Genomic DNA, 23,451 nt, shown 5'->3' on the forward strand with positions numbered 1-23,451 from the left:
GCTGCCGGCGAGGCCAGGTGCAGCGGAGCCCGCCTCGCGGCGACGCGAACCGCTCGTCGAGCCGCTCGGCTGACAGGCTCCCGCCTGCAGGGAGGGGGCGCTGCGGGAGCGGCCCCGCTACGGACGGCTGCGCCTCCGAGGCGGCCGACGGCTCAACAGACCCGACGCCTCCCAGGCCCCCAGCATCCTCGGGGGCGGTCGCCCCTGCGTCAGCCGCCGCGCGCCGCCGCCTCGCAGGTGGCTGGCGTCGCAGGGCTGACGCCCTCGGGAGTGTCTGCATCGCGCCGGGGCCGCCGGAGGAGGCCGACGCCTCTGAGATGGCGCGGCCGACGTCCCTAGAGGGTGGGCGTCGCGGGGCTGACGCCTCCGGAGGGCCGGTGTCACGCCGGAGGGTTGGCGCGGAGGGCGGGCGCTTCCGAGGTGGAGGGGGCGACTCCGCCGAAGGGGCGGCGTCGCGTCAGGGATGGCGCCGCGCCGACGCCTCCGGCGCGGTTGGCGCCCCACAGCGGGCTGGCCCCCGGGCGGGAGGGCCGGGGCCGACGAAGCGCCCTTTGGGAGGGCCGGAGCCTAGAGGGCGCGGATCACGTACGGGCCTGACCGTGGAAATGGGGTCAGGTTACGTGGGTCAGGGCGTCCCAGACGTTCTCGGCTTCGACGACCTCGAAGCCCGGGGCGAAGGCGACCGGGCCGACCGGGACGAGGGAGCGTTGGCCGTTCGGCTTGCGGGTGCCTTCGTTGAGGGAGCCGGCCGGGACGAGGCCGCGTTTGAAGCCCATGCGGGCGGCCTCCGAGAGGCGGCGGCGGACGTCCTTGACCGGGCGGAGCTCGCCCGCGAGGCCGACTTCGCCCAGGGCGACGAGGCCGGCGGGAAGGGGCTTGTCCCCGGCGGCGCTGGCGACGGCGAGCATGACGGACAGGTCCACGGCCGGGTCGGCGAGCTTGATGCCGCCGACCGTGGCGGTGAACACGTCGCAGCCGCCGAGCCGGGCGTTGAGCCGGCGCTCCAGGACGGCGAGGATCATCTGCACCCGGTAGGTGTCGAGGCCCGAGGAGGTGCGGCGGGGCTGCTGGGCCTCGGTGCGGGCGACCAGGGCCTGGACCTCGGCAGGGAGGGGGCGGGTGCCTTCGACGGTGACGGTCACGCAGGTGCCGGGCACGGGGCTGCTGCGCCTGGACACGAACAGGCCGCTCGGGTCCGTGATGCCTTCGATGCCGCGTTCGTGCAGGTCGAAGCAGCCGACCTCGTCGGTGGGGCCGAACCGGTTCTTGATCGCGCGCACCATGCGGAGCCGCGAGTGGCGGTCGCCCTCGAAGTTCAGCACCACGTCGACCAGGTGCTCCAGCGTGCGGGGGCCGGCGATCGAGCCTTCCTTGGTGACGTGGCCGACGAGCACGGTGGACATGTTGCGCTCCTTGGCGAGGCGGACCAGGTTGGCCGCCACCTCGCGCACCTGCGTGACGCCGCCCGGGACGCCGGTGGCCTGGGCCGAGCCGACCGTCTGGACCGAGTCGACCACGAGCATCCGGGGCTGGACCTTCTCGACGTGGGCGATCAGGGCCGACAGCTCGGTCTCGGCGGCCAGGTAGAGGTGGTCGCGGATGGCGCCGATGCGGTCGGCGCGCAGCCGCACCTGGGCGGCGGACTCCTCGCCCGTCACGTAGAGGACGGTGTCGCGCTCGGCGATGCGGGCCGCGGCCTCCAGCAACAGCGTCGACTTGCCGATGCCGGGCTCACCGGCCAGCAGCACGACGGCGCCGGGCACCAGGCCGCCGCCGAGCACGCGGTCGAGCTCGCCGACGCCCGTCGTGCGCGCGGCCGCGATCTCGGCCTTGACCTGGCCGATCGGCATCGCCGGGGCAGTGGTGGCGCCAGCCTGGACGACGTGCGCGCCGCCCCGGGCGCCTTCCTCGTCGACCGTGCCCCACGCCTGGCACTCGCCGCACCGGCCCACCCACTTGGTGGTACGCCACCCGCATTCGGCACAGCGGTAACCGGGCTTCTGCGCTGTCTTGGCCATGCCGAGCAGGGTAGCGGCCAAGACCGACAATCGTCCCGGGTGGCAGGACCGCCGACCGGCCTGCGATGTCCGGTCCGCGACCGTCCCGCGGTGCCCGGCCGCCGACCGGCCTGCGGTGTCCGGCCGCCGACTGCCCCGCGCAGCCGGGCCCCACAACCGGCCTGCGCAGCCGGGCCCCACGACCGGCCTGCGCTGCCGGCCAACGACCGTCCCACGCCCCCGGGAGCCCGCGACCGTTCCGCACCGCCCGGGGAGTTGAGGCTGGCGGCTCGTACGGGGCGCGGGCCGCCGATCCCCAACGACGACAGGGCGGCCCAGGGCGTTGAGGGCCTTGGGCCGGGTGAGGTGGGGGCGTTGGGGTCAGTGGGGCCGGTTGGGACGCTGGGTCTGTGGCGATGGGGGCCGTGGTTAGAGGGGGTGGTCCTGGAAGACGGTGGCCAAGGGGTTCATGACGACGGTGTCGGGGGTGGGCTGGTAGCCGGGGAGGGACGGGAGGTCGTGGCTCTGTTCGAAGGCGCGGAGGCGGGCCGGGCCGGGGGGCAGGGTGAGGGTGACGCGCAGTTCGCCGGGTGGGGCGTGGTAGGCGAAGCCGGTGCTGGTCAGGTCGCGGCCGTTGACGGTCATGCGGGCGGGGGCGGCGCCGGGGGGCAGGCTGAGGCCGGTGACGGGGGCGTCGCCGGTCGGGGTCAGGCGCAGGGTGAGGGTGCGGCCGGTGGGGGTGGTCTGGTCGTCGAGCACCGACAGGGCCGGGGCGCGCAGGGGGGCGGGCTGGGCGGTGGTGGTCGTCCAGGCGCCGGTGGGGAAGAAGTGCTCGCTGCCGGGGGTGGCGGTGTCGGTGCGGGTGCCCCAGACGGCCCGCTTCTCGCCGGCGTCCATGGCGTACGCGAGCCGGAGCTGCCGGGGGTGCGCGGCGTCGAAGGGGTCGGCGAACAGCCCGGCGGCGAGGAGGGCGACGGCGGCGGCCACGGCCACGAGCGGCGGCAGGAAGGCCCGGCCGCGCCGCCCGGGGCTCGCGGCGTCGGCGGGAGGACTCTGCTTGAGGAGGGGGAGGAGGAGCAGGGCGAAGAGGGCGAAGTGGGGCGCGGCGATCATGCCGCCGACGCCGAGGCCGATGTCCAGGGAGGTCACGGCGTTGGCGGCGAGCAGCAGGACGGCGGGCGCCAGGCCGAGGGTGAGGGCGACGGCGGGCAGGGCGGTGCCCGGGAGGCGGCGGGCGATCAGCCAGCCGGCGGCGGCGAACAGGGCGGGCCAGGTGAACGTGTGGGAGCCGCCGGGAAGCAGCAGCGCCGAGAGCGTCCCCAGGACGGCGACCAGCAGCAGGGCGCCGGCGGCGAGCGCGGTGGCGCCGAGGCGGCGCAGGATCGCCCGCCAGGCCAGGACGACGGCGACGGTGAAGGTCAGCAGGGCCGCCTGGTAGAGCCAGGGGCGGTAGGGGTCGCCGGTGAACATCTGGTCGTATTCGGGCCTGATGAGGCCGAGCAGCGGCATCACGGCGAAGCCGGCGGCGGCCGACAGCAGGACGGGCACCAGCGCGAGCAGGGCGGCGGCCAGGGTCCGGGGCAGTGAGGCGGAGCCGTCGCCGGCAGGGGAACGGGCTGGGCGGCGCAGGGTCCAGGTGAGGGCGACGGTCAGGGCGAGGGCGAGTGCGGCGATGGGGAGTTCGAGCCAGAGCGGGTAGCGGATCAGGGTGCCCGGAATCGTGAAATAGACCGAATCATCCCCGGTCCGCAGCTTGGTGAGGTCGGCGTCGCCGAGGGCGCGGGCGACGCCGAGGGTGTTGTCGCCCATCTGCTGCAGGCTGCTCAGGCTCAGGTGGGCGGGGTCGTCGAGCGGCGAGTGGTAGTAGGCGCCGCCGCCGACGAAGGCGGAGTCGAGGCCCAGCCAGCCGGCCTCGTCGAAGACGTGGAAGTCGGTGTTGTTGGGCAGGATGCTGAGCAGCGCGGCGAAGGCCGAGTCGGCCGACGGGTGCGGCGCGGCGGCGCCGTAGAGGTCGATGAGGGGTGCCGAGCCCGGCGAGGCGCGGAACATCTGGACGGCGCCGCGCACGCCGCGGGCCTCGTTGTTGACGACGACGACGGTGCCCTTGGCCAGCGGGTCGTCGCGGGCGAACGTCTCGGCGCCGAGCAGGCCCTGCTCCTCGCCGTCGGTGAGCAGGACGACGAGGTCGTTGCGCTGGCCGGGCGGCAGCGACCTGACGACCTCCAGGATGGTGGCCACGCCGGCCCCGTCGTCGGCGGCGCCGGGCGCGGCGGGGACGGAGTCGTAGTGGGCGGCCAGGATGACGCGGCCGGTCGGGTCGGTGCCGGGGCGGACGGCGACGATGTTGCGCATCGTGCCCATCGGGGTGACGCCGTCGATGTCGAGCGGCAGGACGCCGACGCCTTCCTGGACGCGGGTCTCCAGGCCGAGGGCGCGCAGCTCGGTGAGCAGGTGGTCGCGCACGCGGGTGTGCTCGGCGGAGCCGGTGGGGTGCGGTGCGCGGGCGATGGCCTTGACGTGCTCGTGTGCCCTGACGGCCTGGAAGCCTTCGCCGGAGTCGCGTGGCGATGGAGGTGCAAGGCCCGCGACGGTGAGCGCGAGCAGGGCGGCCAGCGTGAGCAGGCCGATCAGGGCGGAGCGGATCATGCGGCCAACCTAGGCCGCGGGGGTGGGGCGGCGAATCAGTCCAGGGAACGATTCGCCGCGTAGATCCTTGTGATTACGCGAGCCCCAGCTCGTTGACGAGCAGGCGCTTGGGCTTGGCGCCGATCACCTGCTTGACCGGCTCGCCGCCGTCGAAGAGCAGCAGCGTGGGGATGCTCATGACGCCGTAGCGGGCCATGATCTCGGGGTGCTCGTCGGTGTTGAGCTTGCCGATGGTCAGGCCGTGCTCGGCCTCGATCTCGGCCAGGACCGGCGCGACCATGCGGCAGGGCCCGCACCATTCGGCCCAGAAGTCGACGAGCACCGGCTTGTCGGCCTTGAGCACCTGCTCCTCGAAGTTGTCCGTGGTCAGGGTGATCATCGCTTACCTCCAGAGAACGTGCAGGCGTCGGCGAGCTGGGCCGACACCTCGGCGCGGCGGGTGAGCAGGACGCGGATCTGCTCGTCGATCTCCGCCAGCTTGCGCTGGTAGACGGCGACCGACTCGGGACAGGAACCGCCCGTGCTGTGCCCGGCGCGCAGGCACGCGACGAACGGGCGGGTGTCGTCCAGCGTCAGCCCGACGGACAGCAGCATGCGGATCTCCGACACGAGCTTGACGTCGTCCTCGGAGTAGTCGCGGTAGCCGTTGGCGCTGCGGCGGGCGCTGAGCAGCCCCTGCTGCTCGTAGTAGCGGAGCGAGCGGGTGCTCACCCCGGTCCGTTCGGCCAGCTCTCCGATGCGCATGCCCTCAAGGTAAACGTTGACACTGACGTCAGGGTCAAGCCCGGTCAGTAGTAGCGCCAGCGCAGCACGTTCGGATAGGCCAGCTCCAGGCCGGAGGTCTCGGCGATGGCCTGCTCGGCCACCTCGGGCGCGAACTCGATGCGCAGCACGGCCTCCAGGTCGGCCCGCCGTTCGAAGACCATCCGCAGGTCGAGCTCCTGCCGCTGCCATCCGTGGCGGACCCAGAAGTCCTCCACGGCTTTCGCCGAATACGTCGGCACCGTCCGCTGGAACCACCGGCCGAACGCGCCCCTGGTGGCGTCGAGGTCCACGACGAAGGCCGCCCCGCCGCGCCGTACGACCCGTGAGAGCTCGCGCAGGCCCGGCTCGCAGCCGGGCCCGAAGAAGTACGCCCAGCGCGCGACGGCGACGTCGGCCGAGGCGTCGGGGAGCGGCAGGTCCTGGGCGCCGGCGGCGTGCACCTGGACGGCGGGGAGCGCGGCGCAGCGGCGGCGGGCCATAGCGGCCAGGTCGCCGTGGGGCTCGACGCCGATCACCCGGGCGGCGTGGCGCGCGTAGATCGGCAGGTGGAAGCCGGTGCCGCAGCCGATGTCGAGCACGGTGGCGCCCTCCCACGGACGCAGCGCGCGCATGGCCGCGTCGGCGGCGCCTTCGGGATCGACGGCGCGATTCTCCAGCTCGTACACCTGCGGGGTGTTCCAGATGTTGGGACTGGGAATGGCGCCTTTCGCGATCCTGGGCATGGCCCAACCGTAGGGGGCGGCGCGCCATATCGCGTCAACCGGCTTAGGCTGGCAGCGTGGCTGATGTCATCCGCGTGCCCAATGCGAAGATCGCATTGTCCACCGCTTCGGTATATCCGGAACGCACTCCCGATGCGTTCGAGCTGGCGGCCCGCCTGGGCTACGACGGCGTCGAGATCATGGTCGGCGCAGACCCGGTGAGCCAGGACATCGACGTGATCGAGCGGCTTTCCGAGCACTACCAGGTGCCGGTCCTGGCCATCCACGCGCCCTGCCTGCTCGTCACGCAGCGGGTGTGGGGGCGCGACCCGTGGGCCAAGCTGGTCAAGGCGCAGAAGGCGGCCGAGCGGCTGGGCGCCTCGACGGTCGTGGTGCACCCGCCGTTCCGCTGGCAGCGGGATTACGCGCGCGAGTTCGAGACCGGTCTGGCCCGCATGCGCGACGAGACCGACATCACGTTCGCGGTCGAGAACATGTTCCCGCTGCGGGCCCGGGGCAACGACGTGGTGCCCTATTCGCCCGACTGGAACCCGACCGACTACGACTTCCCGCACGTCACGCTCGACCTGTCGCACACGGCGGTGTCCGGCAGCGACGCGATGGAGATGGCCACCAAGCTCGGCGACCGGCTGGCCCACGTGCACCTGGCCGACGGCCTCGGCGTCACCAACAAGGACGAGCACCTGGTCCCCGGCAGGGGCAACCAGCCGTGCGCGCCGCTGCTGGAGCGGCTGGCGGGCTCCGGCTACGACGGCCTGGTCGTGCTGGAGGTCAACACGCGCAAGGCGTCCAGCCGCACCGAGCGGATCGACGACCTGGCCGAGGGGCTGGCCTTCGCCCGGCTCCACCTGGCGGCCACGCGATGAGCGTGGGGCCGATGCGCGAGCTCGGCAAGGTGTTCGACCGGGTCGCCGACGCCTATGACGCGGCCCGCCCGACCTATCCGGACGAGCTGTTCCAGGCGCTGTCGGAGGTGTCGGGCGTCGACCTCGACGGCGCTACGGCGGTCGACGTGGGCGCCGGCACGGGCATCCTGACGCGTGCCCTGCGGGCCCGCGGCTCGCGGGTGGTGGCGGTCGACCCGGGCGCGGAGATGCTGGCCCGGCTGCGCTCGCGGGCCGGGTCCGGCGGTACGGCGGCCGTGCTGGCCGACGGCAACGCGCTGCCGCTGGCCGACGGCGTGGCCGATCTGGTGACCTATGCCCAGTCCTGGCACTGGCTCGACCCGGTGGCGTCGATCGCCGAGGCCAGGCGGGTGCTGCGGCCCGGCGGCGCGATCGCCGGCTGCTGGAACCTGGCGCACGCCGCGCAGGCGGGCTGGCTGGCGGCCTACGAGGAGCGGCTGGCCAGGTCGTGCCCGACCTATTGGGGTCCGGCGCTGGAGGAGTGGTCCGTGCCGCCGATCGCGGCCGCGTTCGAGGTGGTCGCGGAGCGGTGGATCCCGTGGACCCGGCTGGTGCGCGTCGAGGACTTCCTGCTCGACCTGCGCTCCCACTCCTACATGGCGGCGCTGTCCGCGGGTGCGGCCGACGAGCTGGTCGAGCGGCAGCGGGCGGAGCTGACGAGGGAGTTCCCCGGCGGCGTGCTGTCGGTGCCGATGCGCGTCTACCTGGCGGTGGGCCGGTGACGGTCAGGCGGGGGCCGGGGCGCAGGCCCGGGTCGGCCGACACGCGGGGCGAGATCCTCAGCGCGGCCAGGAAGGTGTTCGCGGAGAAGGGGTTCGACAAGGCGACGGTGCGCGGGATCGCGAGGGAGGCGCAGGTCGACCCGGCTCTCGTGCATCACTATTTCGACACCAAGGAGGGCATGTTCGCGGCGGCGATGCGGCTGCCGATCACGCCTGACGTGGTGATCCCGACGCTGCTCGACGGTCCGCGTGAGGATCTGGGCAAGCGGCTGGTCACGCTGATCCTGAGCGTGACGGCCGAGCCCGACACGCGCGAGCCGATGATCGCCCTGGTGCGCTCGGCCATGACGAACGAGCAGGCCGTGCCGATGTTCCGGGAGTTCATCACCAACGCGCTGCTGTTCAGGGTGGCCGACCAGCTCGACGTGCCGCATCTGCGGATCGAGGCGGCCTTCGCGCAGATGTTCGGCGTGCTCATGGCCCGGTACGTGCTCAAGCTGGAGCCGATGGCGAGCGCCGATCCCGAGGAGCTGGCCGAGCTGCTGGGGCCGACGATTCAACGCTACTTCACCGGGTAGAGCATTGTTCTGGACGCGGGCCTGACCGTAAGGTGAGTAGCGGGTTACCCTGTGAATGTTACCGGCGGGTAGGATTCTGGGGAGGCCGGTCAATACGCTGAGGTGTTGGGAGGATCCGTGCTCTGGGTAGCCATCATCGGGCTCGTGATGACCGTCGCGGCGGTCGCCATGGCGGGCCGCCGGGCGCTGTTCCTGGTCAAGCTCGCCACAGTGGGCCCGCCCGCGCCCGAGCGGATCGCCTACGCCAAGGCCAACGTCGGGCAGGAGATCAAGGCCCAGCTCGTCGAGGTGTTCGGGCAGAAGAAGCTGCTCAAGTGGACGGCGTCGGGCGTCGCGCACTTCTTCGTCATGTGGGCGTTCTTCATCCTGCTGACCGTCTACATCGAGGCGTACGGCGCGATCATCCAGGGCGCCATCACCGGCAGGCCGAACTTCCACATCCCGCTGATCGGCACCTGGGGGGTCCTGGGCTTCCTCCAGGACTTCATTGCGGTCGCCTGTCTGCTCGGCGTGGTCGCCTTCGCCGTCATCCGGGTGAAGAACTCGCCGAAGACGCTCGGCCGGGGCTCCCGCTTCTCCGGGTCGCACCTGGGCGGCGCGTGGCTCGTGCTGTTCATGATCTTCAACATCATCTGGACGCTCTTCCTGGCCAGGGGCGCGGCAGCGGCCAACGGCAACTTCCCCTACTCCTCGGGCGCGTTCGTCTCGCTGGCGCTCGGCGACGTGCTGCCGCACAGCGAGCTGCTCGAGGAGATCGGGCTGCTGCTGCACATCGGCTTCATGCTGGTGTTCCTCGTCATCGTGATGAACTCCAAGCACCTGCACATCTTCACCGCGCCGCTCAACGTGCTGTTCTCCCGCCGCCCCGACGCCATGGGCGCGGCCCCCGAGCTGCGGGTCGACGGCAAGACCGTCGACTTCGAGGACGAGGACCTCGACCCGGAGAAGCTCGGCCGGGGCAAGATCGGCGACACCACGTGGAAGGGCTTCCTCGACTTCTACTCCTGCACCGAGTGCGGACGCTGCCAGTCGCAGTGCCCGGCGTGGAACACCGACAAGCCGCTGTCGCCGAAGATGCTCATCATCGACCAGCGTGACCACGCCTTCGCGGTGGCCCCGTACCTGATGGCGGCGAGCAACGAGCACGCCGGGCAGGACGTGCTGGCGCTGCTGGAGAAGCCGCTGGTCGGCGAGGACGGCGTGATCCACCCCGACGTGCTCTGGTCGTGCACCAACTGCGGCGCCTGCGTGGAGCAGTGCCCCGTCGACATCGAGCACATCGACCACATCCTCGACATGCGCCGCTACCAGGTGATGGTGGAGTCGTCGTTCCCGTCCGAGGCGGGAGTGATGGTGAAGAACCTGGAGAACAAGGGCAACCCGTGGGGCATGTCCGAGATGAAGCGGGCCGACTGGATCGAGGAGCTGGACTTCGAGGTCGAGCTCGTCGAGGACAAGATGCCCGAGGACGCCGAATACCTGTTCTGGGTGGGCTGCGCGGGCGCGCTGGAGGACCGGGCCAAGAAGACCACCAAGGCCGTGGCCGAGCTGCTGCACATCGCGGGCGTCAAGTTCGCGGTGCTCGGCCCGATGGAGGCGTGCACCGGTGACCCGGCCCGCCGTTTGGGCATGGAGTACCTGTTCAACATGCTGGCCCAGCAGAACATCGAGACGCTGAACGAGGCCGGCGTCAAGAAGATCGTCGCCACCTGCCCCCACTGCTTCAACACGCTGGCCAACGAATATCCGCAGCTCGGCGGCACGTACGAGGTCGTGCACCACACGCAGTTGCTGGCCAAGCTGGTGGACGAGGGGCTGCTCACGCCGATTACGCCGATCGAGGAGAAGATCACCTACCACGACCCGTGCTTCCTCGGCCGCCACAACAAGGTCTATTCGCAGCCGCGCGACATCATGTCGAAGGTGCCCGGCGTGCAGACCCAGGAAATGCACCGGCACAAGGACCGCGGCTTCTGCTGCGGCGCCGGCGGCGCCCGGATGTGGATGGAGGAGCGCATCGGCAAGCGCATCAACACCGAGCGGGTGGACGAGGCGCTGACCACGAATCCCGACACGGTGTCGACCGCGTGCCCGTTCTGCATGGTGATGCTCGGCGACGCCATCAACGAGAAGAAGAACAGCGGCGAGGCCAAGGAGTCGCTGGAGGTCGTGGACGTGGCCCAGCTCTTGATCAAATCGGTCAAGAGCCCTTCCTGACCGGGATAGTCGGACTCCTCCACAGCCGTCTGTGGAGGAGTTTCGCACGTCAGAAGGGACGATCCCCGTAAATCTGCCATCCACATAACGGGAAAATCACGGTAACCTCAACGTCGCATGGCTCTATTCGACGGGGAGGGGGCACGCATGAGCGTCGTCGTGACGGATGCGGAAGTCACCCTGGCCGACGTGCTCTCCCTGCGCTTGGCCATGCGCGAGCCGCTGAAGGCCGGCACCGAGCTGGTGCTGCGCCACCGCACCAGCGGCGTCGAGCGTGACGTGCTGCTCGGCACCCCGGGAGCCGTGGCCCGCGAGGCCAGCCTGGCCGTGTCGCTGGCCCCGCTGCTGCTCAGCGCCGGACGCTGGGACGCCTACCTGCGCCACGACGGCAAGCGGGTGCGGCTGCGCAGCATCGACCCGGGCTTCTCGCTCGACCACCTCGACGCGTACGCGCTGTGCAAGCGCACGCTCGCCTACCGCTCCTACCGCACCCGCAACGGCTATCTCGCGCTGAAGATCGACGACGCGGAGCCGGTGGCCGAGGTGCGCGCGGTCTGGTTCAGGGAAGGCCGCTTCGAGGTCACCGGCCTGCTCGCCTACACCGGGCTGGAGGACGACGACTCCCGCCACGAGGCCATGCTGGCCCTGCAGCGCAGGCAGACGGGCGCGCGGGTGTGCGCCACCGCCACCGTGCAGGGGGTGCGCTTCCACGCCGCCTTCTCGCTGGTGGACGTGCTCGCGGCCGACCCCGAGGGGTCCGGCACCTGGGAGCCGTCGCTGGAGGTCGACGGCGTGCCCGAGCCGCTGCGGCTCGGCGCCTGGCTCGACGACGTCGACGGCAAGCGCCGCCGCCTGCACTACCCGTCGGCGCGGGTCGACGGCATCCCGATCCGGCCCTCCTACACGGCCGACGACGAGCTCCGCATCGAGGTGGGCGGGTGAGAGTCAGCCTGATCCTCTCCTCCGCGTACGGCATGCGCGGCGACGTCCGGTCCACGCTCAACCTGGCCACGGCGCTCGCCCAGCGGCACGAGGTGGAGGTGATCAGCCTCAGGCGGCAGAAGGAGAAGCCGTTCTTCCCCGTCGGCCCGAACGTGACCATGCGCTCGGTCATCGACGCCAGGCCCGGCGTGCGGCACCTGCTGCCGCGCGGGCAGGTGCGCACCGAGGTGGCGCTGTGGCGGGCGCTGCGCGGGCTCAAGAGTGACGTTCTCATCACCACCCGGCCCGGACTGAGTGTCCAGGCCGCCAGGCACGCGCCGCGCGAGATCCTGCGCATCGCCCGCGAGTGGGCCCGCCCCGCCGTTCCCGGCCCGGTCAGGAAGCTCTACCCGCGCCTCGACGCCGTCGTCACCGCCACCGAGTCGGCGCAGGAGGAGTGGCGCAGGCTGCTCGACGGCGGCCCGGCCGTGCACAGCGTGCCCGACGCGCTGCCCATCGCGCCCTGGCCGCGCTCCCGGATGGACAACCGCATCGTGGCGGCCGGCGGGCGGTGGGTGCCCGCCAAGGCGTACGACCGGCTGATCAACGCCTTCGCCATCGTCGCCGACAAGCGCCCCGACTGGCGGCTCAGGCTGTACGGCGGCGGTCCCGAGGAACGCAGGCTGCGCGCCCTGGTCAGCGAGCTGGGCCTGCACAACCACGTCTACTTCATGGGCACCACGCCCGACCTGGCGGGGGAGTTCGCCAAGGCGTCGATCGTGGCCAACAGCTCGCGCAGCGCCGACCTGGGCATGACCGTGCTGGAGGCGATGGGCTGCGGGGTGCCGGTCGTGGCGTTCGAGGGAGCCAGGGGGCCGGCCGAGTTCGTGGCGACCGGCTACAACGGCGTGCTCGTGCCCGAGTCGGCCGGCGAGGCCGAGATGCTGGCCGCCGCGCTGCTGTCACTCATCGACGACGAGCGCAGGCGGCGCTCGCTCGCGGCGGGAGCGCTCGACACCGCGATCAGGCACGCGGCCGACGAGGTCAGCGTGCAGTGGGAGAAGCTGATCGCGGACCTCCGCTGACCATACGGGTAACGGGTACCGTAGAACCATGCATGGGTACAGCGGAGACAAGCAGGCTTATCTCACCCGGCTCAGGCGCATCGAAGGCCAGATCAGGGGCCTGCAGCGGATGGTCGACGACGATGCCTACTGCATCGACGTCCTCACCCAGGTCTCCGCCGCCACGCGCGCGCTGCAAGCTGTGGCGCTCGGGCTGCTGGAGGAGCACATCTCCCACTGCGTGGCCGACGCCATCGCCACCGGTGGGCCGGAGGCCGACGCCAAGGTCAAGGAAGCGTCGGCGGCCATCGCGCGGCTCGTACGGTCCTGAAAGAACTAGTCAGGATGAGCCATTCCAGATAAGCACTGTCCCGGACCCCTGGGGAGTCCGGGACCAGGTCATGTCATCTTCTTCAGCGGCTCGCCGAAGTCCGCAATCCGAGCGCGTCGTCGAGCTCATCCAAGGTAAGCCGCCGCTCGCTTACAGCGACGGCGGTGAGCACCTCGGCGTAGAGCGCAATCTCGTCCAACGCGACACGGTCGTGGACCCGAGAGTCCAGGTCATCGTGCCCCACCGCGTCGTCCTTCCTTCCGCAGCCCACACCCTCTTCGAGGTTACGGTGCGGTCCCTTCAGGCGACATGGCCCATCGGAGTCATTCCTTCCGGCGCCACCCGGGCCACAGGAGGGTCATTTCCCCAAACCCAGATCACAATTCAGCGAATGGGCGGTTCGATGGAGTGATTGGGGGATATAGGCGGGGTTGGAGTGAAAAATTGGGATTAGTGGTTTAGGGGTGGCTCGTCGTCCCGTTCGTGGATGAGCCTGCGCACCAGCGCCGCCGCCCCCGCGAACCCCCGCTCCGGCACCCGCGCCCCCGACACCCTGCTCCAGGCGAGCCCCACGGCGTACGCCGCCCCCAGCACCGCCGCCACCCGCCCCCGATCCCCGCCCTCCCCCAGCACGGCGTACGGGCCCGTCCCGGTGGCATGCCTCGAAGCGGGCGGGCGGATGGGGAAGCCGTCGGGCTGGGTGCGCTCGGCGGCCGAGGTGCTGGTGAGGCCGGCGCGGTGGAGGTCGTCGTAGGCCCGGCGCAGGCGGTGGTCGAGGCGGCCCGGCAGCAGGCCCCGCGAGTCGGACAGGTCGGCCAGGTGGGCGGCGGCGGCCCGGGCCGGGTCGGGGGTGTGGGCCAGGGCTTCGAGCAGGTCGTAGACGGTGTGGGCGAGGTGCGCCTCGGGGTCGGTGTCGCGCAGGAGGGCGCGGGCCAGGCGGGGTGGGCAGCGGGCGAGCCAGGCGCTCCGCAGGGCCTGGTCGTCGAGGAGGTGGTCGTCCAGGCCGGGCTGTTGCAGGGCGGGCTCGGTCATGGTGAGCAGCGCGAGCGCGCGGGGCCGGAAGCGGGCGTCGGCGAGCAGGAACTGGGCGGTGTCGGCGATGAGCGCGGTCAGGCGGAGGGCGGCGCGCGGGTGGCCGGCGCGCTGGCGTTCGGCGACGAGGTGGACGAGGTCGGCGAGCGGCGGCGCGGGCAGCCAGCGCACCCACTCGTCGCCGGGCAGCGGCCGGCGCAGGAACTCCCCGAAGGCCGTGAGCAGCCGCTCGTTGCCGTCGAACGCGGGCGCGTAGGCGCACCACATGATCGTGCCCCAGACGGCGGCCACGGTGCTGGGCACGTCGGCGGCGAAGATCTCGCCGAAGGCGGTCAGCGGGTATTCGGGCTCGGACTTGCCGCAGTTGGCCCGCAGCAGCTCACGGATGTGCCCGCACAGCCGGTCGGGCACGTCGGGGCCGACGAACGCCTGGGTGGAGCCGGGCTCGGCGGCGAAGTCTGGGCCGCGCGGGACGAGGTCGGCGGGCAGCGCGGCGGCGGCGTGCCTGACCCGGCGGGCGGGCAGGTGGCGGGGCGGCGGCGCGGGGTGCCAGCGGCCTCCTGCCGGGTCGTGCAGGTGCCAGCGGGCGTGGGCGGCGAACAGCCATCGGTCGCCGTCGGCGGTGACGAGGGCGCGGGAGGCGATCTGGTGGGCACGCGCGGGCTCCGGGAGCTCCGGCCAGCGTGGGCCGGTGACCACCGCGCGGACCTCCGCCTCCACGGCGGTGAACGCATTCCACGGGCGCACGGCGGCCATCGTACTGGGCGAACTCGAATCAACCACGTCCGGAACACGGCAGAATGGCCGCTATGAGGGCAAAGATGGCGGGGAGCGTGATGGCCTTGTGCGTCCTGGCGGGGTGCGGCACGGCGACGACGGCACAGCCGCCGACGCCCACCCTCGGGGTCCTCACCCTCGCCAAGGCCTCGCCCCCGGCGCCCGGCGGTGAGGTGGGCGGAGCCTCGACCGAGTTCGGGGCCGCCACCGACCTGTCGATGTGGACCAAGCTGAGCGACACCGAGAAGGACGTCGACCGGATCGCGGTCCTCGACGTGAACAAGACCGCCAAGGGCGCCCTCTACCTGGAGCCGAAGACGTCCGCCTGGTTCGACGGCTTCCGCGGCCCGTTCGTCTACCAGGAGCTGGCCGGCGACATCGTCATGCACGCCCGGGTCAAGGTCGAGGGCAAGCGGGGCGGCAAGCCCAAGCGCAAGTTCTCCCTCGGCGGCCTGATGGCCCGGGTGCCGGGCTCGTACGAGAACCCGAACTGGATGTCCGTCACCACCGGCACCGGCGACAAGAGCAGCCAGGTCGAGGTGAAGTTCACCAGGGACGGCAGCTCCAAGCCGCAGGAACTGGCCGTCAAGGGCGCCTGGGTGGAGCTGGTGCTGGCCCGGGTGGGCCGGGTCGCGGTCGCCCTCTACAAGGACGAGGGCGGCGCGTGGAAGGTGGGCAGCCGCTGGCCGTCGGAGCTGCCCGAGGTGCTGCAGTGGGGGGTGACCGCCTACACGGACTGGGACAGCTACAGCACGCTCAAGAAGGACGTGACCAAGGGCAACGCCAAGCAGGTCAGGGGGCTGCCCGACCTGAAGCTGACCGTGGACTACGTCCGCTTCCTGCGGCCGGAGATGCCCGAGTACGCCGACCCGCTCAACACCGCCTCGGTGTCGGACGAGGTCCTGATCAAACTGCTGACGCCTGCCGGTGCCTGAGAGCCTTGGCCATGTAGTTGTCCGGCGTGCGGGCGAAGGACGCCCGGTCGTCGTCGGTGAGCTCGCGCACGATCTTTCCGGGCACGCCGGCGACCAGCACGCCGGACGGGATCTTCTTGCCGGGGCCCACGAGGGCTCCGGCGGCCACCAGCGTGCCCGCGCCGATGCGGGCGCCGCCCAGCACGATGGCCCCGATGCCGATCAGCGCGCCCGACTCCACGTGGGCGCCGTGGACCATCGCCTTGTGCCCCAGGCTGACCCGCGACTCCAGGATCGCGGGCTCGCCCGGATCGGAGTGCAGGCAGCACAGGTCCTGCACGTTGCACTCCTCGCCGATCTCTATCCGCTCGTCGTCACCTCGCAGAACGGAGCCGTACCAGATGCTCGACGCCCTGCCGATCGAGACCCTGCCGACCACGACCGCACCGGGGGCGATGTAGGCCTGAGAATGGATGTCCGGAACAGCGTCGCCGTCCAATGCCGCGATGTACATCTGCCCCATCGTAATTCCCGTCTCTCCTCAGGCGTTCCGGTTGCGGAGGGGGGCAGATGGCAGGAAAGTCGATTCTTAACGTCTCGTCGTCAGACCCTCACAACCCGCAGTTTTCCCCGCCTTACGCAACCCCTTAGGTAGAGCATGACAAACCGGCACGAGAGCATTCCCGATCTGATGCAAGAGGACACGTTCGAAGTCGTGATGCGCGGCTACAACCGCCGTCAGGTCCACGACTACATGATCCGCACCCGTAACCAAATCAGGGATCTCGAAGAGCGGCTGGCGCGCGCGATCGACCAGGCCGAGCAGGGCCGGATCGAGCTCGCGGAGGCCAGGCGGCAGATCGCCGAGGTGCCGCAGAACTTCAATCCCAGCACCCGGCTGGAGCAGATCCTGAAGCTGGGCCAGGAAGAGGCGACGGCGATGCGCGAGGAGGCCGAGGCCGAGGCCAAGGCGCTGCGCGACGCCGCCAGGTCGGAGTCCGAGCGGATGACGAGCACGGCCCGCGAGACGGCCGACAAGATCCTCACCTCGGCGCAGGCCGAGGCCGAGCGGCGCGTGGGCGAGGCCACGGAGGCCGCCGAGCGGATGCTGGCGCAGGCGGGCGCCGACGCCGAGGAGACCCGAGGCGCCGCCCGCGCCGAGGCCGAGAGCCGGCTCCGCGAGGCGCACGCCGAGGCCGAGCGCATGGTGACGTCGGCGCAGGCCGAGGCCGAGCAGACGGTCGGCGGCGCGCGTGCCGAGGCGGAGCGGCTGATCACCACCGCCCAGGCGGAGGCGGACAAGCTGGTCAAGGCCGCGAACGCGGAGGCCGAGGCGGCGCTCCAGGCCGCGCAGCAGCGGGTCGCCGCGCTGGACGAGCACGCCGGCCGGCGGGTGGAGTATCTGACCAACACCCACACCGAGGTGGTGCGCCGGCTCAACGAGGTCACCAGCGTGCTGGGCGACCTCATGCGCAACGAGGCCGCCGCGGGCGCCCTCATCGCCGACGCCACCCAGCCGGCGGTGGGCCCGGCCCCGCAGGACGACGTGCGGATCGTCGTCGAGCGGGAGGACGTTCGGGAGGACGTTCAGGAGGAGCCGCAGAGCGCCGACGACACGGACGTGAACCTCGGCCGGCTCTCCGAGGCCCGCAAGTAGGACAGAAGGATCGAAGTGGAAGCCTCCGCCCCCGATCGGGTCGGAGGCTTCCACGTCAGTGGCCCCGTTTGGTTGCCCGGTGCCGGGGCCGCCGAGACGCTGGACCCGGCACCGGGCGGCTCTAGGGCGTGGACCGGCCAGCACCGGCCCACGCCTCAGGGAGGGGCGCGCCCCTCCTCCTCGCCTGCGCGCCTCTCCTGGTCCCGGAGCTGCTCACGGAGTTGCTCCGGGTCGTCCGCGTCGATGGTCATCGCGCATCCGGCGTCGCGCTGGGCCGCGTCCAGCGGGTGGTGACGGGTGGCCCACCAGCGGCCGGCGTCGCTACGCCAGATGGTCCACTTCGGGTACTCCCGGGCGATCTCTGCTAGATGCCGGTCAAAGGTCATCCGGTTCAACCTTCCAGGGGCCCCTGTACGAGGTTCCATCTCCTTCGAAGGTGCGCCACATCTCTAGAGACGTCAATGATCGGGAAGGACAGGTCAGCGTTGCCTTCTTGACTCAGGCGTCGAAGTCGTACTGGAGCACGTAAGCCGCCGAGTCGAGGACCATCTCGTTGAGCTCGACGGGGAGGCCGCCGGCGGTGTAGGCGGTGCGGTCGATGACGATCACGGGGGTGCCGCCGGGCAGGCCGAGCATGACGCTCTCGCGGGGGCGGGGCATGCGGGCGCGGACCTCCTCGGTGAAGTGGGCGGGGGGCAGGCCGAGGTCGCCCAGCCTGGCGTAGACGCCGCCGGGCCCGGTCTCGGCGGCGGTGATGGCGCTGCCCTCGACGAGCTGCGCCGGGAAGTAGGAGGTGGCGAGCTGCACGGGCCGCGAGTCGACGGAGTAGCGCCGGCGGCGCACCCAGACCTCGCGGCTCTCCAGCACGCCGGCTATCTCGTCGGGGGCCTGTTCGCGGGCCACCTCGACCTCGTCGACGGTGAAGGGGCGGCCGCGGGTGTCGGCCTCCCAGATGGATCGTCCCTGGCCCCACTGCTCGCGCGCCAGACGGCGGGAGCCGTGCCGGCGGATCGGTTTGAACAGTCTCACGTAGACCCCCGAGCCTCGCTTCGGCACCGCCAGCCCTTCGTTGATCAGTACCGCAAGCGCCTGCCTGGCGGTGGCCCGTGCGATTGCGTAGTCGGCCATGAGCGCGTTCTCGCCCGGCAGCCGTTCCCCGTCGCGCAATTCGCCGGACAGGATCCGGGAGCGGAGGCCGTCGGCGATGCGTCGATAGATAGGGGGCTCGTGGGGTACCGGGGATTCAGACACTGTTTGATCACCCTCTGTCACCAAGCGGGTTTGGCGTCTCCAGAGAACTTGCCCCGTCTTGTCCACGATCGCACAGATACGGAGGTTGGTCCCGAGCATTCTTTTGAGCGGTGTGTGCCTGTGTGTCGATTAGTGCCCGTTTTTAATGGCCTATTTATCGGGAATTCGGGCCGACCGAAATATGAGACGCCCACCAGCGGCGAGTAACCAAAGCCGCCGCCGCCGCGCCCAGCGTGTTGATCAGCACGTCGTCCACGGACGAGAACCTGCCGAGCCGCAGCGCATACTGGAGCACCTCCACGAGCGCGGAGGCTCCGGCCGCGACGGCGGCCACGCGGGCCGCGGAGGCCATCCTGGCGGTGCGCACGGGCAGCAGCGCCCCCAGCGCCGCGAACACCAGCAGATTGCCTCCGACCTGCACGAACACTGTCTCCCACGGCGCGCTCGCGATCCAGGCGAGGTCCTTGAACGGGACGAGACTGACACCTTCCTGACCGGTGGCCGGGGTGAGGATCATCCAGATCCACGGCGCGGTGCCGACCACGATCCCCACGTCGGCGAGCGCGGTGCGCAGCGGCGCGGGGTGGCCTCGGCGGGCGCGGCGCCGGGCGAGGAGCATGATGGCGAGCACGCCGAAAAACAGCGCAAAGGTACCAGCAATAATGACGTTTCCCCACAAAACCCACGTCTGCCTCACCGGACCATGATGTCGGCCGATTCGTGGCTACGAGAAGATGACTCCCAGGACAGGTCTCCGCGATCATGCAGGAGCGGCATGGCGCGGCGCCCGCCGGCGAGAGACGATGCAGAGCGAGGAGGCGAGCTCGGTGCTGAACCACTTCATCGGCGGCCGGCGGGTGGCCCAAGGGCCGGCGTTCGGCGTCCATGACCCGATGACGGGCGCGCGGGCCGGCGAGGCGCGCGAGGCGGACGAGGAGGTCGTCCGGCAGGCCGTCGAGGCCGCCGCCGCGGCCGCGCCCGGCTGGGCGGCGCTGCCCGCGGCCGAGCGCGCCGGGTGGATGCGCAGGCTCGCCGACGGCATCGAGGCCCGCTTCGACGACCTGGTGGCCGCCGAGATCGCCGACACCGGCAAGCCGCTGGAGCAGACCCGCACGCTCGACATCCCGCGCGGCGCCGCCAACTTCCGGGCGTTCGCCGAGATCGCCGCGCAGCGCCCCGACGAGGCGTTCCACCTGCCCGGCGTGCTCAGCTACACGATCCGCAGGCCGCTCGGCGTGGTCGCGGTGGTCGTGCCGTGGAACCTGCCGTTCCTGCTCATGACCTGGAAGCTCGCGCCCGCGCTGATGGCGGGCAACACCGTGGTGGTCAAACCGTCGGAGAACACCCCCGGCTCGGCGTCGCTGTTCGCCGACATCTGCGCCGACGCCGGCCTGCCCGACGGCGTGGTCAACGTGATCTTCGGGTACGGGACCAGCGGCCGGCTCCTGGTCGAGCACCCCGGCGTCGACGGCGTGACGTTCACCGGCTCCACCCGCACCGGCACGGCCATCATGCGCTCGGTGTCGGACCGGGTCAGGCCGGTCTCCTTCGAGCTCGGCGGCAAGAACGCGGGCCTGGTGTTCGCTGACGCCGACCTCGACAGGGCGGTCGAGGGCTGCGCCAGGTCGGTGTTCACCAACGGCGGCCAGGTCTGCCTGTGCACCGAGCGGCTCTACGTCGAGCGGCCGGTGTTCGAGGAGTTCTGCGCTCGGCTGGCGGCGCGGGCGCGCGAGGTGGAGCCGCAGCCGATGATCTCGGCCGAGCACCGGGACAAGGTGCTCGGCGCCTACGCGCTGGCCCGGGACGAGGGGGCCACGTTCGTGACCGGCGGCGGCGTGCCGGAGTTCGGCGACGCGCGCGACGGGGGCTACTTCGTGGAGCCGACCGTGGTGACCGGGCTGCCGGAGTCGTCGGCGTTCAACCGCGAGGAGATCTTCGGGCCGGTCTGCCACGTCGCGCCGTTCGACACCGAGGGCGAGGCGGTGGCGCTGGCCAACGACAGCGACTACGGGCTCGCGGCCACCGTGTGGACGGCGAACCTCGACCGGGCGCACCGGGTGGCGCAGCGGATCGAGGCCGGGCTCGTCTGGGTCAACACCTGGTATCTGCGCGACCTGCGCACCCCGTTCGGCGGCGTCAAGCTGTCGGGCATTGGCAGGGAAGGTGGGACACGGTCGCTCGACTTCTATTCCGAGCCCACCACGATTACGATCAAGCTGGAGTACCCCGATGCACGATGAATGGTCGCAGGCAGTCGATGCGCGTGGACAGGCCGCCGACCGACTGCTGGAGGCGGCCCGGTCGGGCAAGCCGTGCGCGCCCATCCGGGACCTGGTCAGCACCCTGGCCGAGGGCTACGCCGTACAGGAGATCAACACAGCCCGGGCGCTGGACGAGGGGCGGCGGCTGGTCGGGCGGAAGATCGGCGTGACGAATCCGCTGATGCAGAAGCAGTTCGGGATCGACACACCCACCTACGGCATGCTTTATGCGGATATGTCCTACCTTGATGGGCTGCCCGTGCCGGTGAGCAGGTTCCTGCAGCCCCGGGCCGAGGCGGAGATCGCCTTCGTCATGGGCGCCGACCTGGTGGGCGGGCCGTTCACCGTCGCGGAGGTCATCCGGGCGGTCGACTTCGTGCTGCCCGCCGTCGAGATCGCCGACTCGCGCGTGGCCGACTGGGACATCACGCCGGCCGACACCGTCGCCGACAACGCCTCCGCGGGCGCGTTCGTGCTGGGCAACACGCCCGTCCCGCTGGCCGGGACCGACCTGCGGCTGGCCGTCATGCGGATGACGCGCGCCGGGCAGGAGGTGTCGGCCGGGTCCGGCGCGGCCTGCATGGGCCACCCGCTCAACGCCGCCGTGTGGCTGGCCGGGGCCCTCGGCCGCACCGCGCACCCGCTGCGCGCCGGTGACGTCGTGCTGACGGGCGCGCTCGGCCCCGTCGTGCCGGTGGAGCCCGGCGACGCCTTCGAGGCGCACATCGACGGGCTGGGCTCGGTGCGGGCGGTGTTCTCCCAGTGAGCCTTGATCGGGGCGAGGCACTGCAGGTGCGTGGCAAGGCGACACCGCTCGGCAGGTTCCCGCACGTGAAGCGGGCAGGCGACTTCCTGTACGTGTCGGGCACGAGCTCGCGGCGGCCCGACAACACCTTCGTCGGCGTGCGCGTCGACAAGCACGGCGCGCCGGAGCTCGACATCCGCGAGCAGACCAGGGCGGTCATCGAGAACATCGGCGACATTCTCAAGGCCGCCGGAGGCTCGCTGGCCGACCTCGTACAGATCACCACGTACCTGGTCAACATGAACGACTTCAAGGGCTACAACGAGGTCTACGCCGAGTTCTTCGACGAGGAGGGCCCGACGCGGACCACGGTCGCGGTGCACCAGCTGCCGCACCCCCACCTGCTGATCGAGATGCAAGCCGTCGCCTACCACCCCCAGGAGCGATCATGATCCCGCCCATCGACTTCACCAAGTGGATCGACGAGCACGCCCATCTGCTCAAGCCCCCGGTCGGGAACAAGGTGGTGTTCGAGGGGGCCGAGGACTTCATCGTGATGGTGGTCGGCGGGCCCAACGCGCGCACCGACTTCCACATCGACCCGTACGAGGAGCTGTTCTACCAGGTCCGCGGCAACATGCACGTGAACGTGATGACCGACGACGGGCCCGACACCGTGCACATCCGGGAGGGGCAGATGTGGCTGCTGCCGCCCGGGATGCCCCACTCGCCGCAGCGGCCCGAGGAGGGCTCGGTCGGGCTGGTGGTGGAACGGGTGCGGCCGGAGGGGGTCCTGGAGCGGTTCCAGTGGTACTGCCCGCAGTGCGCCGCGCTGGTGCACGAGGTCGAGCTGCAGGTGCGTGACATCGTCAAGGACCTGCCGCCGGTCTTCAACGCCTTCTACACCGACGAGAAGGCGCGCACCTGTGACTCCTGCGGCACGCTCCATCCTGGCAAGGGCTGATGATCACCGACATCCACACGCACCACGTGCCCCGAGGCTGGCCGGAGCTGGGCTGGCCGGGGGCGCCCCGGTTGCGGATCGAGTCGGAGCGCGAGGCGACCATCCTCGTCAACGACCGGAACTTCCGGAAGATCCAGGATGACTGCTGGAACCCCGACGTCCGCCTGGCCGCGATGGACCGCGACGGCGTGGACCGGCAGGTCGTCTCGCCGACGCCGGTGTTCTTCGCCTACGACAGGCCCGCCGCCGAGGCCGTACGGGTCGCGAGGATCTTCAACGACCTCGCGCTGGAGATCTGCGACGGCGACCGGCTGATCCCGTTCTGCCAGGTGCCGCTCCAGGACCCCGACCTGGCCTGCGCGGAGCTCGACCGGAGCATCGCGGCCGGGCACCGGGGCGTGGAGATCGGCAACCACGTCGGCGACCGCGACCTCGACGACGCCGGGATCGTGCAGTTCCTCCAGCACTGCGCCGAACGCGGCGTGCCGGTCTTCGTGCACCCGTGGGACATGCCCGGCGGCCCGCGCGTCGAGCGGTGGATGGCGCAGTGGCTGGTCGGGATGCCCGCCGAGACGCACCTGTCGATCCTGGCGCTGATCCTCGGCGGCGTCTTCGACCGGGTGCCGGAGACGCTGCGGATCTGCTTCGCCCACGGCGGCGGGTCGTTCGCGTTCTGGCTGGGCCGGTTCGAGAACGCCTGGCACCGGCGCGACGACCTGGTCGGCGTCTCGGAGCGGCCGCCGTCGGCCTACCTCGGCAGGTTCGCGGTCGACACCGTGGTCTTCGACGAGCGGGCGCTGCGGCTGCTCGTCGACACGATCGGCGAGGACCACGTGATGCTCGGCTCCGACTACCCCTACCCGCTCGGCGAGTCGCCCGTCGGCGCGCTGGTCCGCAAGGCGGGCTTCCTGTCCGACGAGGCGCGGGCCAAGCTGCTCGGCGGCAACGCCGGAGCGTTCCTGGGCTGACGAAGGGAGCACCC

General features: G+C 71.5%; 24 protein-coding genes. 14 read left to right on the forward strand and 10 right to left on the reverse strand.

The window, feature by feature from the left end:
- Positions 1–611: 611 nt before the first annotated feature.
- From radA to KME80_RS06530, 5 genes are all read right to left on the reverse strand, one after another.
- Positions 612–2,018, reverse strand: coding sequence for a DNA repair protein RadA (gene radA, locus KME80_RS06510; protein ID WP_219501430.1), 1,407 nt, complete (start codon positions 2,016–2,018; stop codon positions 612–614).
- A gap of 408 nt (positions 2,019–2,426) precedes the next feature.
- Positions 2,427–4,643 (reverse strand): M28 family peptidase, encoded by a 2,217-nt coding sequence (locus tag KME80_RS06515; RefSeq protein WP_219501432.1) that lies wholly within the window; start codon positions 4,641–4,643, stop codon positions 2,427–2,429.
- Positions 4,644–4,716: 73 nt separating this feature from the next.
- Positions 4,717–5,022 carry a thioredoxin gene (gene trxA / locus KME80_RS06520; RefSeq protein ID WP_219501434.1) on the reverse strand — a complete coding sequence of 102 codons (306 nt, stop codon included), beginning with the start codon at positions 5,020–5,022 and terminating at the stop codon, positions 4,717–4,719.
- Positions 5,019–5,387: a MerR family transcriptional regulator gene (locus KME80_RS06525; RefSeq protein WP_219501436.1), complete on the reverse strand. Its 369-nt coding sequence runs from the start codon at positions 5,385–5,387 to the stop codon at positions 5,019–5,021. The genes trxA and KME80_RS06525 overlap by 4 nt, the downstream gene beginning before the upstream one ends.
- Before the next feature lie 44 nt (positions 5,388–5,431).
- On the reverse strand, positions 5,432–6,130 hold the full coding sequence (locus tag KME80_RS06530; protein WP_219501438.1) for a class I SAM-dependent methyltransferase: 699 nt from the start codon (positions 6,128–6,130) through the stop codon (positions 5,432–5,434).
- Between the two features lie 56 nt (positions 6,131–6,186).
- Between KME80_RS06530 and KME80_RS06535 the strand changes: the two genes are divergently transcribed.
- The 7 genes from KME80_RS06535 to KME80_RS06565 all read left to right on the forward strand — a co-directional run bounded on the left by KME80_RS06535 (position 6,187) and on the right by KME80_RS06565 (position 12,868).
- A complete protein-coding gene (locus KME80_RS06535) occupies positions 6,187–6,996 on the forward strand; it encodes a sugar phosphate isomerase/epimerase family protein (protein WP_219501440.1) in 810 nt (269 codons plus the stop codon).
- A gap of 11 nt (positions 6,997–7,007) precedes the next feature.
- Positions 7,008–7,757, forward strand: coding sequence for a class I SAM-dependent methyltransferase (locus KME80_RS06540; protein ID WP_219501441.1), 750 nt, complete (start codon positions 7,008–7,010; stop codon positions 7,755–7,757).
- Entirely contained in the window at positions 7,754–8,335 is a 582-nt protein-coding gene (locus KME80_RS06545) for a TetR/AcrR family transcriptional regulator (RefSeq protein WP_219501443.1), read from the forward strand. Before KME80_RS06540 ends, KME80_RS06545 begins: the two co-directional genes overlap by 4 nt.
- Before the next feature lie 117 nt (positions 8,336–8,452).
- Entirely contained in the window at positions 8,453–10,552 is a 2,100-nt protein-coding gene (locus KME80_RS06550) for a (Fe-S)-binding protein (protein ID WP_219501445.1), read from the forward strand.
- 147 nt (positions 10,553–10,699) lie between these two features.
- Entirely contained in the window at positions 10,700–11,494 is a 795-nt protein-coding gene (locus KME80_RS06555) for a hypothetical protein (RefSeq protein WP_219501447.1), read from the forward strand.
- Positions 11,491–12,558 (forward strand): glycosyltransferase, encoded by a 1,068-nt coding sequence (locus tag KME80_RS06560; RefSeq protein WP_219501449.1) that lies wholly within the window; start codon positions 11,491–11,493, stop codon positions 12,556–12,558. Before KME80_RS06555 ends, KME80_RS06560 begins: the two co-directional genes overlap by 4 nt.
- A gap of 28 nt (positions 12,559–12,586) precedes the next feature.
- The gene (locus tag KME80_RS06565) at positions 12,587–12,868 is read left to right on the forward strand and encodes a metal-sensitive transcriptional regulator (RefSeq protein ID WP_049560737.1); all 282 of its coding nucleotides are present in this window, start codon (positions 12,587–12,589) and stop codon (positions 12,866–12,868) included.
- 450 nt (positions 12,869–13,318) lie between these two features.
- Here the strand turns inward: KME80_RS06565 and KME80_RS06570 are convergent, their stop codons facing one another.
- Positions 13,319–14,656: a hypothetical protein gene (locus KME80_RS06570; RefSeq protein ID WP_219501451.1), complete on the reverse strand. Its 1,338-nt coding sequence runs from the start codon at positions 14,654–14,656 to the stop codon at positions 13,319–13,321.
- Positions 14,657–14,709: 53 nt separating this feature from the next.
- Between KME80_RS06570 and KME80_RS06575 the strand changes: the two genes are divergently transcribed.
- A complete protein-coding gene (locus KME80_RS06575; protein ID WP_219501453.1) occupies positions 14,710–15,612 on the forward strand; it encodes a DUF1349 domain-containing protein in 903 nt (300 codons plus the stop codon).
- Here the strand turns inward: KME80_RS06575 and KME80_RS06580 are convergent.
- Positions 15,584–16,105: a gamma carbonic anhydrase family protein gene (locus KME80_RS06580; RefSeq protein WP_219501455.1), complete on the reverse strand. Its 522-nt coding sequence runs from the start codon at positions 16,103–16,105 to the stop codon at positions 15,584–15,586. The genes KME80_RS06575 and KME80_RS06580 overlap by 29 nt on opposite strands.
- Positions 16,106–16,249: 144 nt before the next feature.
- Between KME80_RS06580 and KME80_RS06585 the strand changes: the two genes are divergently transcribed.
- Positions 16,250–17,248, forward strand: coding sequence for a coiled-coil domain-containing protein (locus tag KME80_RS06585; protein ID WP_219501457.1), 999 nt, complete (start codon positions 16,250–16,252; stop codon positions 17,246–17,248).
- Positions 17,249–17,403: 155 nt separating this feature from the next.
- Here KME80_RS06585 and KME80_RS06590 read toward each other — a convergent pair whose 3' ends face one another.
- The 3 genes from KME80_RS06590 to KME80_RS06600 all read right to left on the reverse strand — a co-directional run bounded on the left by KME80_RS06590 (position 17,404) and on the right by KME80_RS06600 (position 19,196).
- The gene (locus tag KME80_RS06590) at positions 17,404–17,634 is read right to left on the reverse strand and encodes a hypothetical protein (protein ID WP_219501459.1); all 231 of its coding nucleotides are present in this window, start codon (positions 17,632–17,634) and stop codon (positions 17,404–17,406) included.
- Positions 17,635–17,746: 112 nt separating this feature from the next.
- On the reverse strand, positions 17,747–18,499 hold the full coding sequence (locus tag KME80_RS06595) for a GntR family transcriptional regulator (protein WP_308125632.1): 753 nt from the start codon (positions 18,497–18,499) through the stop codon (positions 17,747–17,749).
- 154 nt (positions 18,500–18,653) lie between these two features.
- A complete protein-coding gene (locus tag KME80_RS06600) occupies positions 18,654–19,196 on the reverse strand; it encodes a VanZ family protein (RefSeq protein ID WP_219501464.1) in 543 nt (180 codons plus the stop codon).
- A 106-nt stretch (positions 19,197–19,302) separates the two neighbouring features.
- Between KME80_RS06600 and KME80_RS06605 the strand changes: the two genes are divergently transcribed.
- Genes KME80_RS06605 through KME80_RS06625 form a run of 5 tightly spaced genes read left to right on the forward strand, consistent with a single transcriptional unit; the run spans position 19,303 to position 23,437 of the window.
- Positions 19,303–20,739, forward strand: coding sequence for an aldehyde dehydrogenase family protein (locus tag KME80_RS06605; protein WP_219501465.1), 1,437 nt, complete (start codon positions 19,303–19,305; stop codon positions 20,737–20,739).
- Positions 20,729–21,526 (forward strand): 2-keto-4-pentenoate hydratase, encoded by a 798-nt coding sequence (locus tag KME80_RS06610; RefSeq protein WP_219501467.1) that lies wholly within the window; start codon positions 20,729–20,731, stop codon positions 21,524–21,526. Before KME80_RS06605 ends, KME80_RS06610 begins: the two co-directional genes overlap by 11 nt.
- Positions 21,527–21,552: 26 nt before the next feature.
- Positions 21,553–21,957 (forward strand): RidA family protein, encoded by a 405-nt coding sequence (locus KME80_RS06615; RefSeq protein ID WP_308125642.1) that lies wholly within the window; start codon positions 21,553–21,555, stop codon positions 21,955–21,957.
- Positions 21,954–22,469, forward strand: a complete 516-nt coding sequence (locus KME80_RS06620) for a 3-hydroxyanthranilate 3,4-dioxygenase (protein ID WP_219501471.1) — start codon at positions 21,954–21,956, stop codon at positions 22,467–22,469. Before KME80_RS06615 ends, KME80_RS06620 begins: the two co-directional genes overlap by 4 nt.
- The gene (locus KME80_RS06625; RefSeq protein ID WP_219501473.1) at positions 22,469–23,437 is read left to right on the forward strand and encodes an amidohydrolase family protein; all 969 of its coding nucleotides are present in this window, start codon (positions 22,469–22,471) and stop codon (positions 23,435–23,437) included. Before KME80_RS06620 ends, KME80_RS06625 begins: the two co-directional genes overlap by 1 nt.
- Positions 23,438–23,451 lie beyond the last annotated feature (14 nt).

Origin of the sequence: Nonomuraea ceibae (genome assembly GCF_019396325.1) — a bacterium.
In the GTDB taxonomy this organism is placed as follows: Bacteria; Actinomycetota; Actinomycetes; order Streptosporangiales; family Streptosporangiaceae; genus Nonomuraea; species Nonomuraea ceibae.

Bases quoted from the DNA above. Each gene is read 5' to 3' on its own strand.
- radA (WP_219501430.1), bottom strand. From the start codon at position 2,018: ATGGCCAAGACAGCGCAGAAGCCCGGTTACCGCTGTGCCGAATGCGGG.
- KME80_RS06515 (WP_219501432.1), bottom strand. From the start codon at position 4,643: ATGATCCGCTCCGCCCTGATCGGCCTGCTCACGCTGGCCGCCCTGCTC.
- trxA (WP_219501434.1), bottom strand. From the start codon at position 5,022: ATGATCACCCTGACCACGGACAACTTCGAGGAGCAGGTGCTCAAGGCC.
- KME80_RS06525 (WP_219501436.1), bottom strand. From the start codon at position 5,387: ATGCGCATCGGAGAGCTGGCCGAACGGACCGGGGTGAGCACCCGCTCG.
- KME80_RS06530 (WP_219501438.1), bottom strand. From the start codon at position 6,130: ATGCCCAGGATCGCGAAAGGCGCCATTCCCAGTCCCAACATCTGGAAC.
- KME80_RS06540 (WP_219501441.1), top strand. From the start codon at position 7,008: ATGCGCGAGCTCGGCAAGGTGTTCGACCGGGTCGCCGACGCCTATGAC.
- KME80_RS06555 (WP_219501447.1), top strand. From the start codon at position 10,700: ATGAGCGTCGTCGTGACGGATGCGGAAGTCACCCTGGCCGACGTGCTC.
- KME80_RS06565 (WP_049560737.1), top strand. From the start codon at position 12,587: ATGCATGGGTACAGCGGAGACAAGCAGGCTTATCTCACCCGGCTCAGG.
- KME80_RS06570 (WP_219501451.1), bottom strand. From the start codon at position 14,656: ATGGCCGCCGTGCGCCCGTGGAATGCGTTCACCGCCGTGGAGGCGGAG.
- KME80_RS06575 (WP_219501453.1), top strand. From the start codon at position 14,710: ATGAGGGCAAAGATGGCGGGGAGCGTGATGGCCTTGTGCGTCCTGGCG.
- KME80_RS06580 (WP_219501455.1), bottom strand. From the start codon at position 16,105: ATGTACATCGCGGCATTGGACGGCGACGCTGTTCCGGACATCCATTCT.
- KME80_RS06585 (WP_219501457.1), top strand. From the start codon at position 16,250: ATGACAAACCGGCACGAGAGCATTCCCGATCTGATGCAAGAGGACACG.
- KME80_RS06590 (WP_219501459.1), bottom strand. From the start codon at position 17,634: ATGACCTTTGACCGGCATCTAGCAGAGATCGCCCGGGAGTACCCGAAG.
- KME80_RS06605 (WP_219501465.1), top strand. From the start codon at position 19,303: ATGCAGAGCGAGGAGGCGAGCTCGGTGCTGAACCACTTCATCGGCGGC.
- KME80_RS06610 (WP_219501467.1), top strand. From the start codon at position 20,729: ATGCACGATGAATGGTCGCAGGCAGTCGATGCGCGTGGACAGGCCGCC.
- KME80_RS06620 (WP_219501471.1), top strand. From the start codon at position 21,954: ATGATCCCGCCCATCGACTTCACCAAGTGGATCGACGAGCACGCCCAT.
- KME80_RS06625 (WP_219501473.1), top strand. From the start codon at position 22,469: ATGATCACCGACATCCACACGCACCACGTGCCCCGAGGCTGGCCGGAG.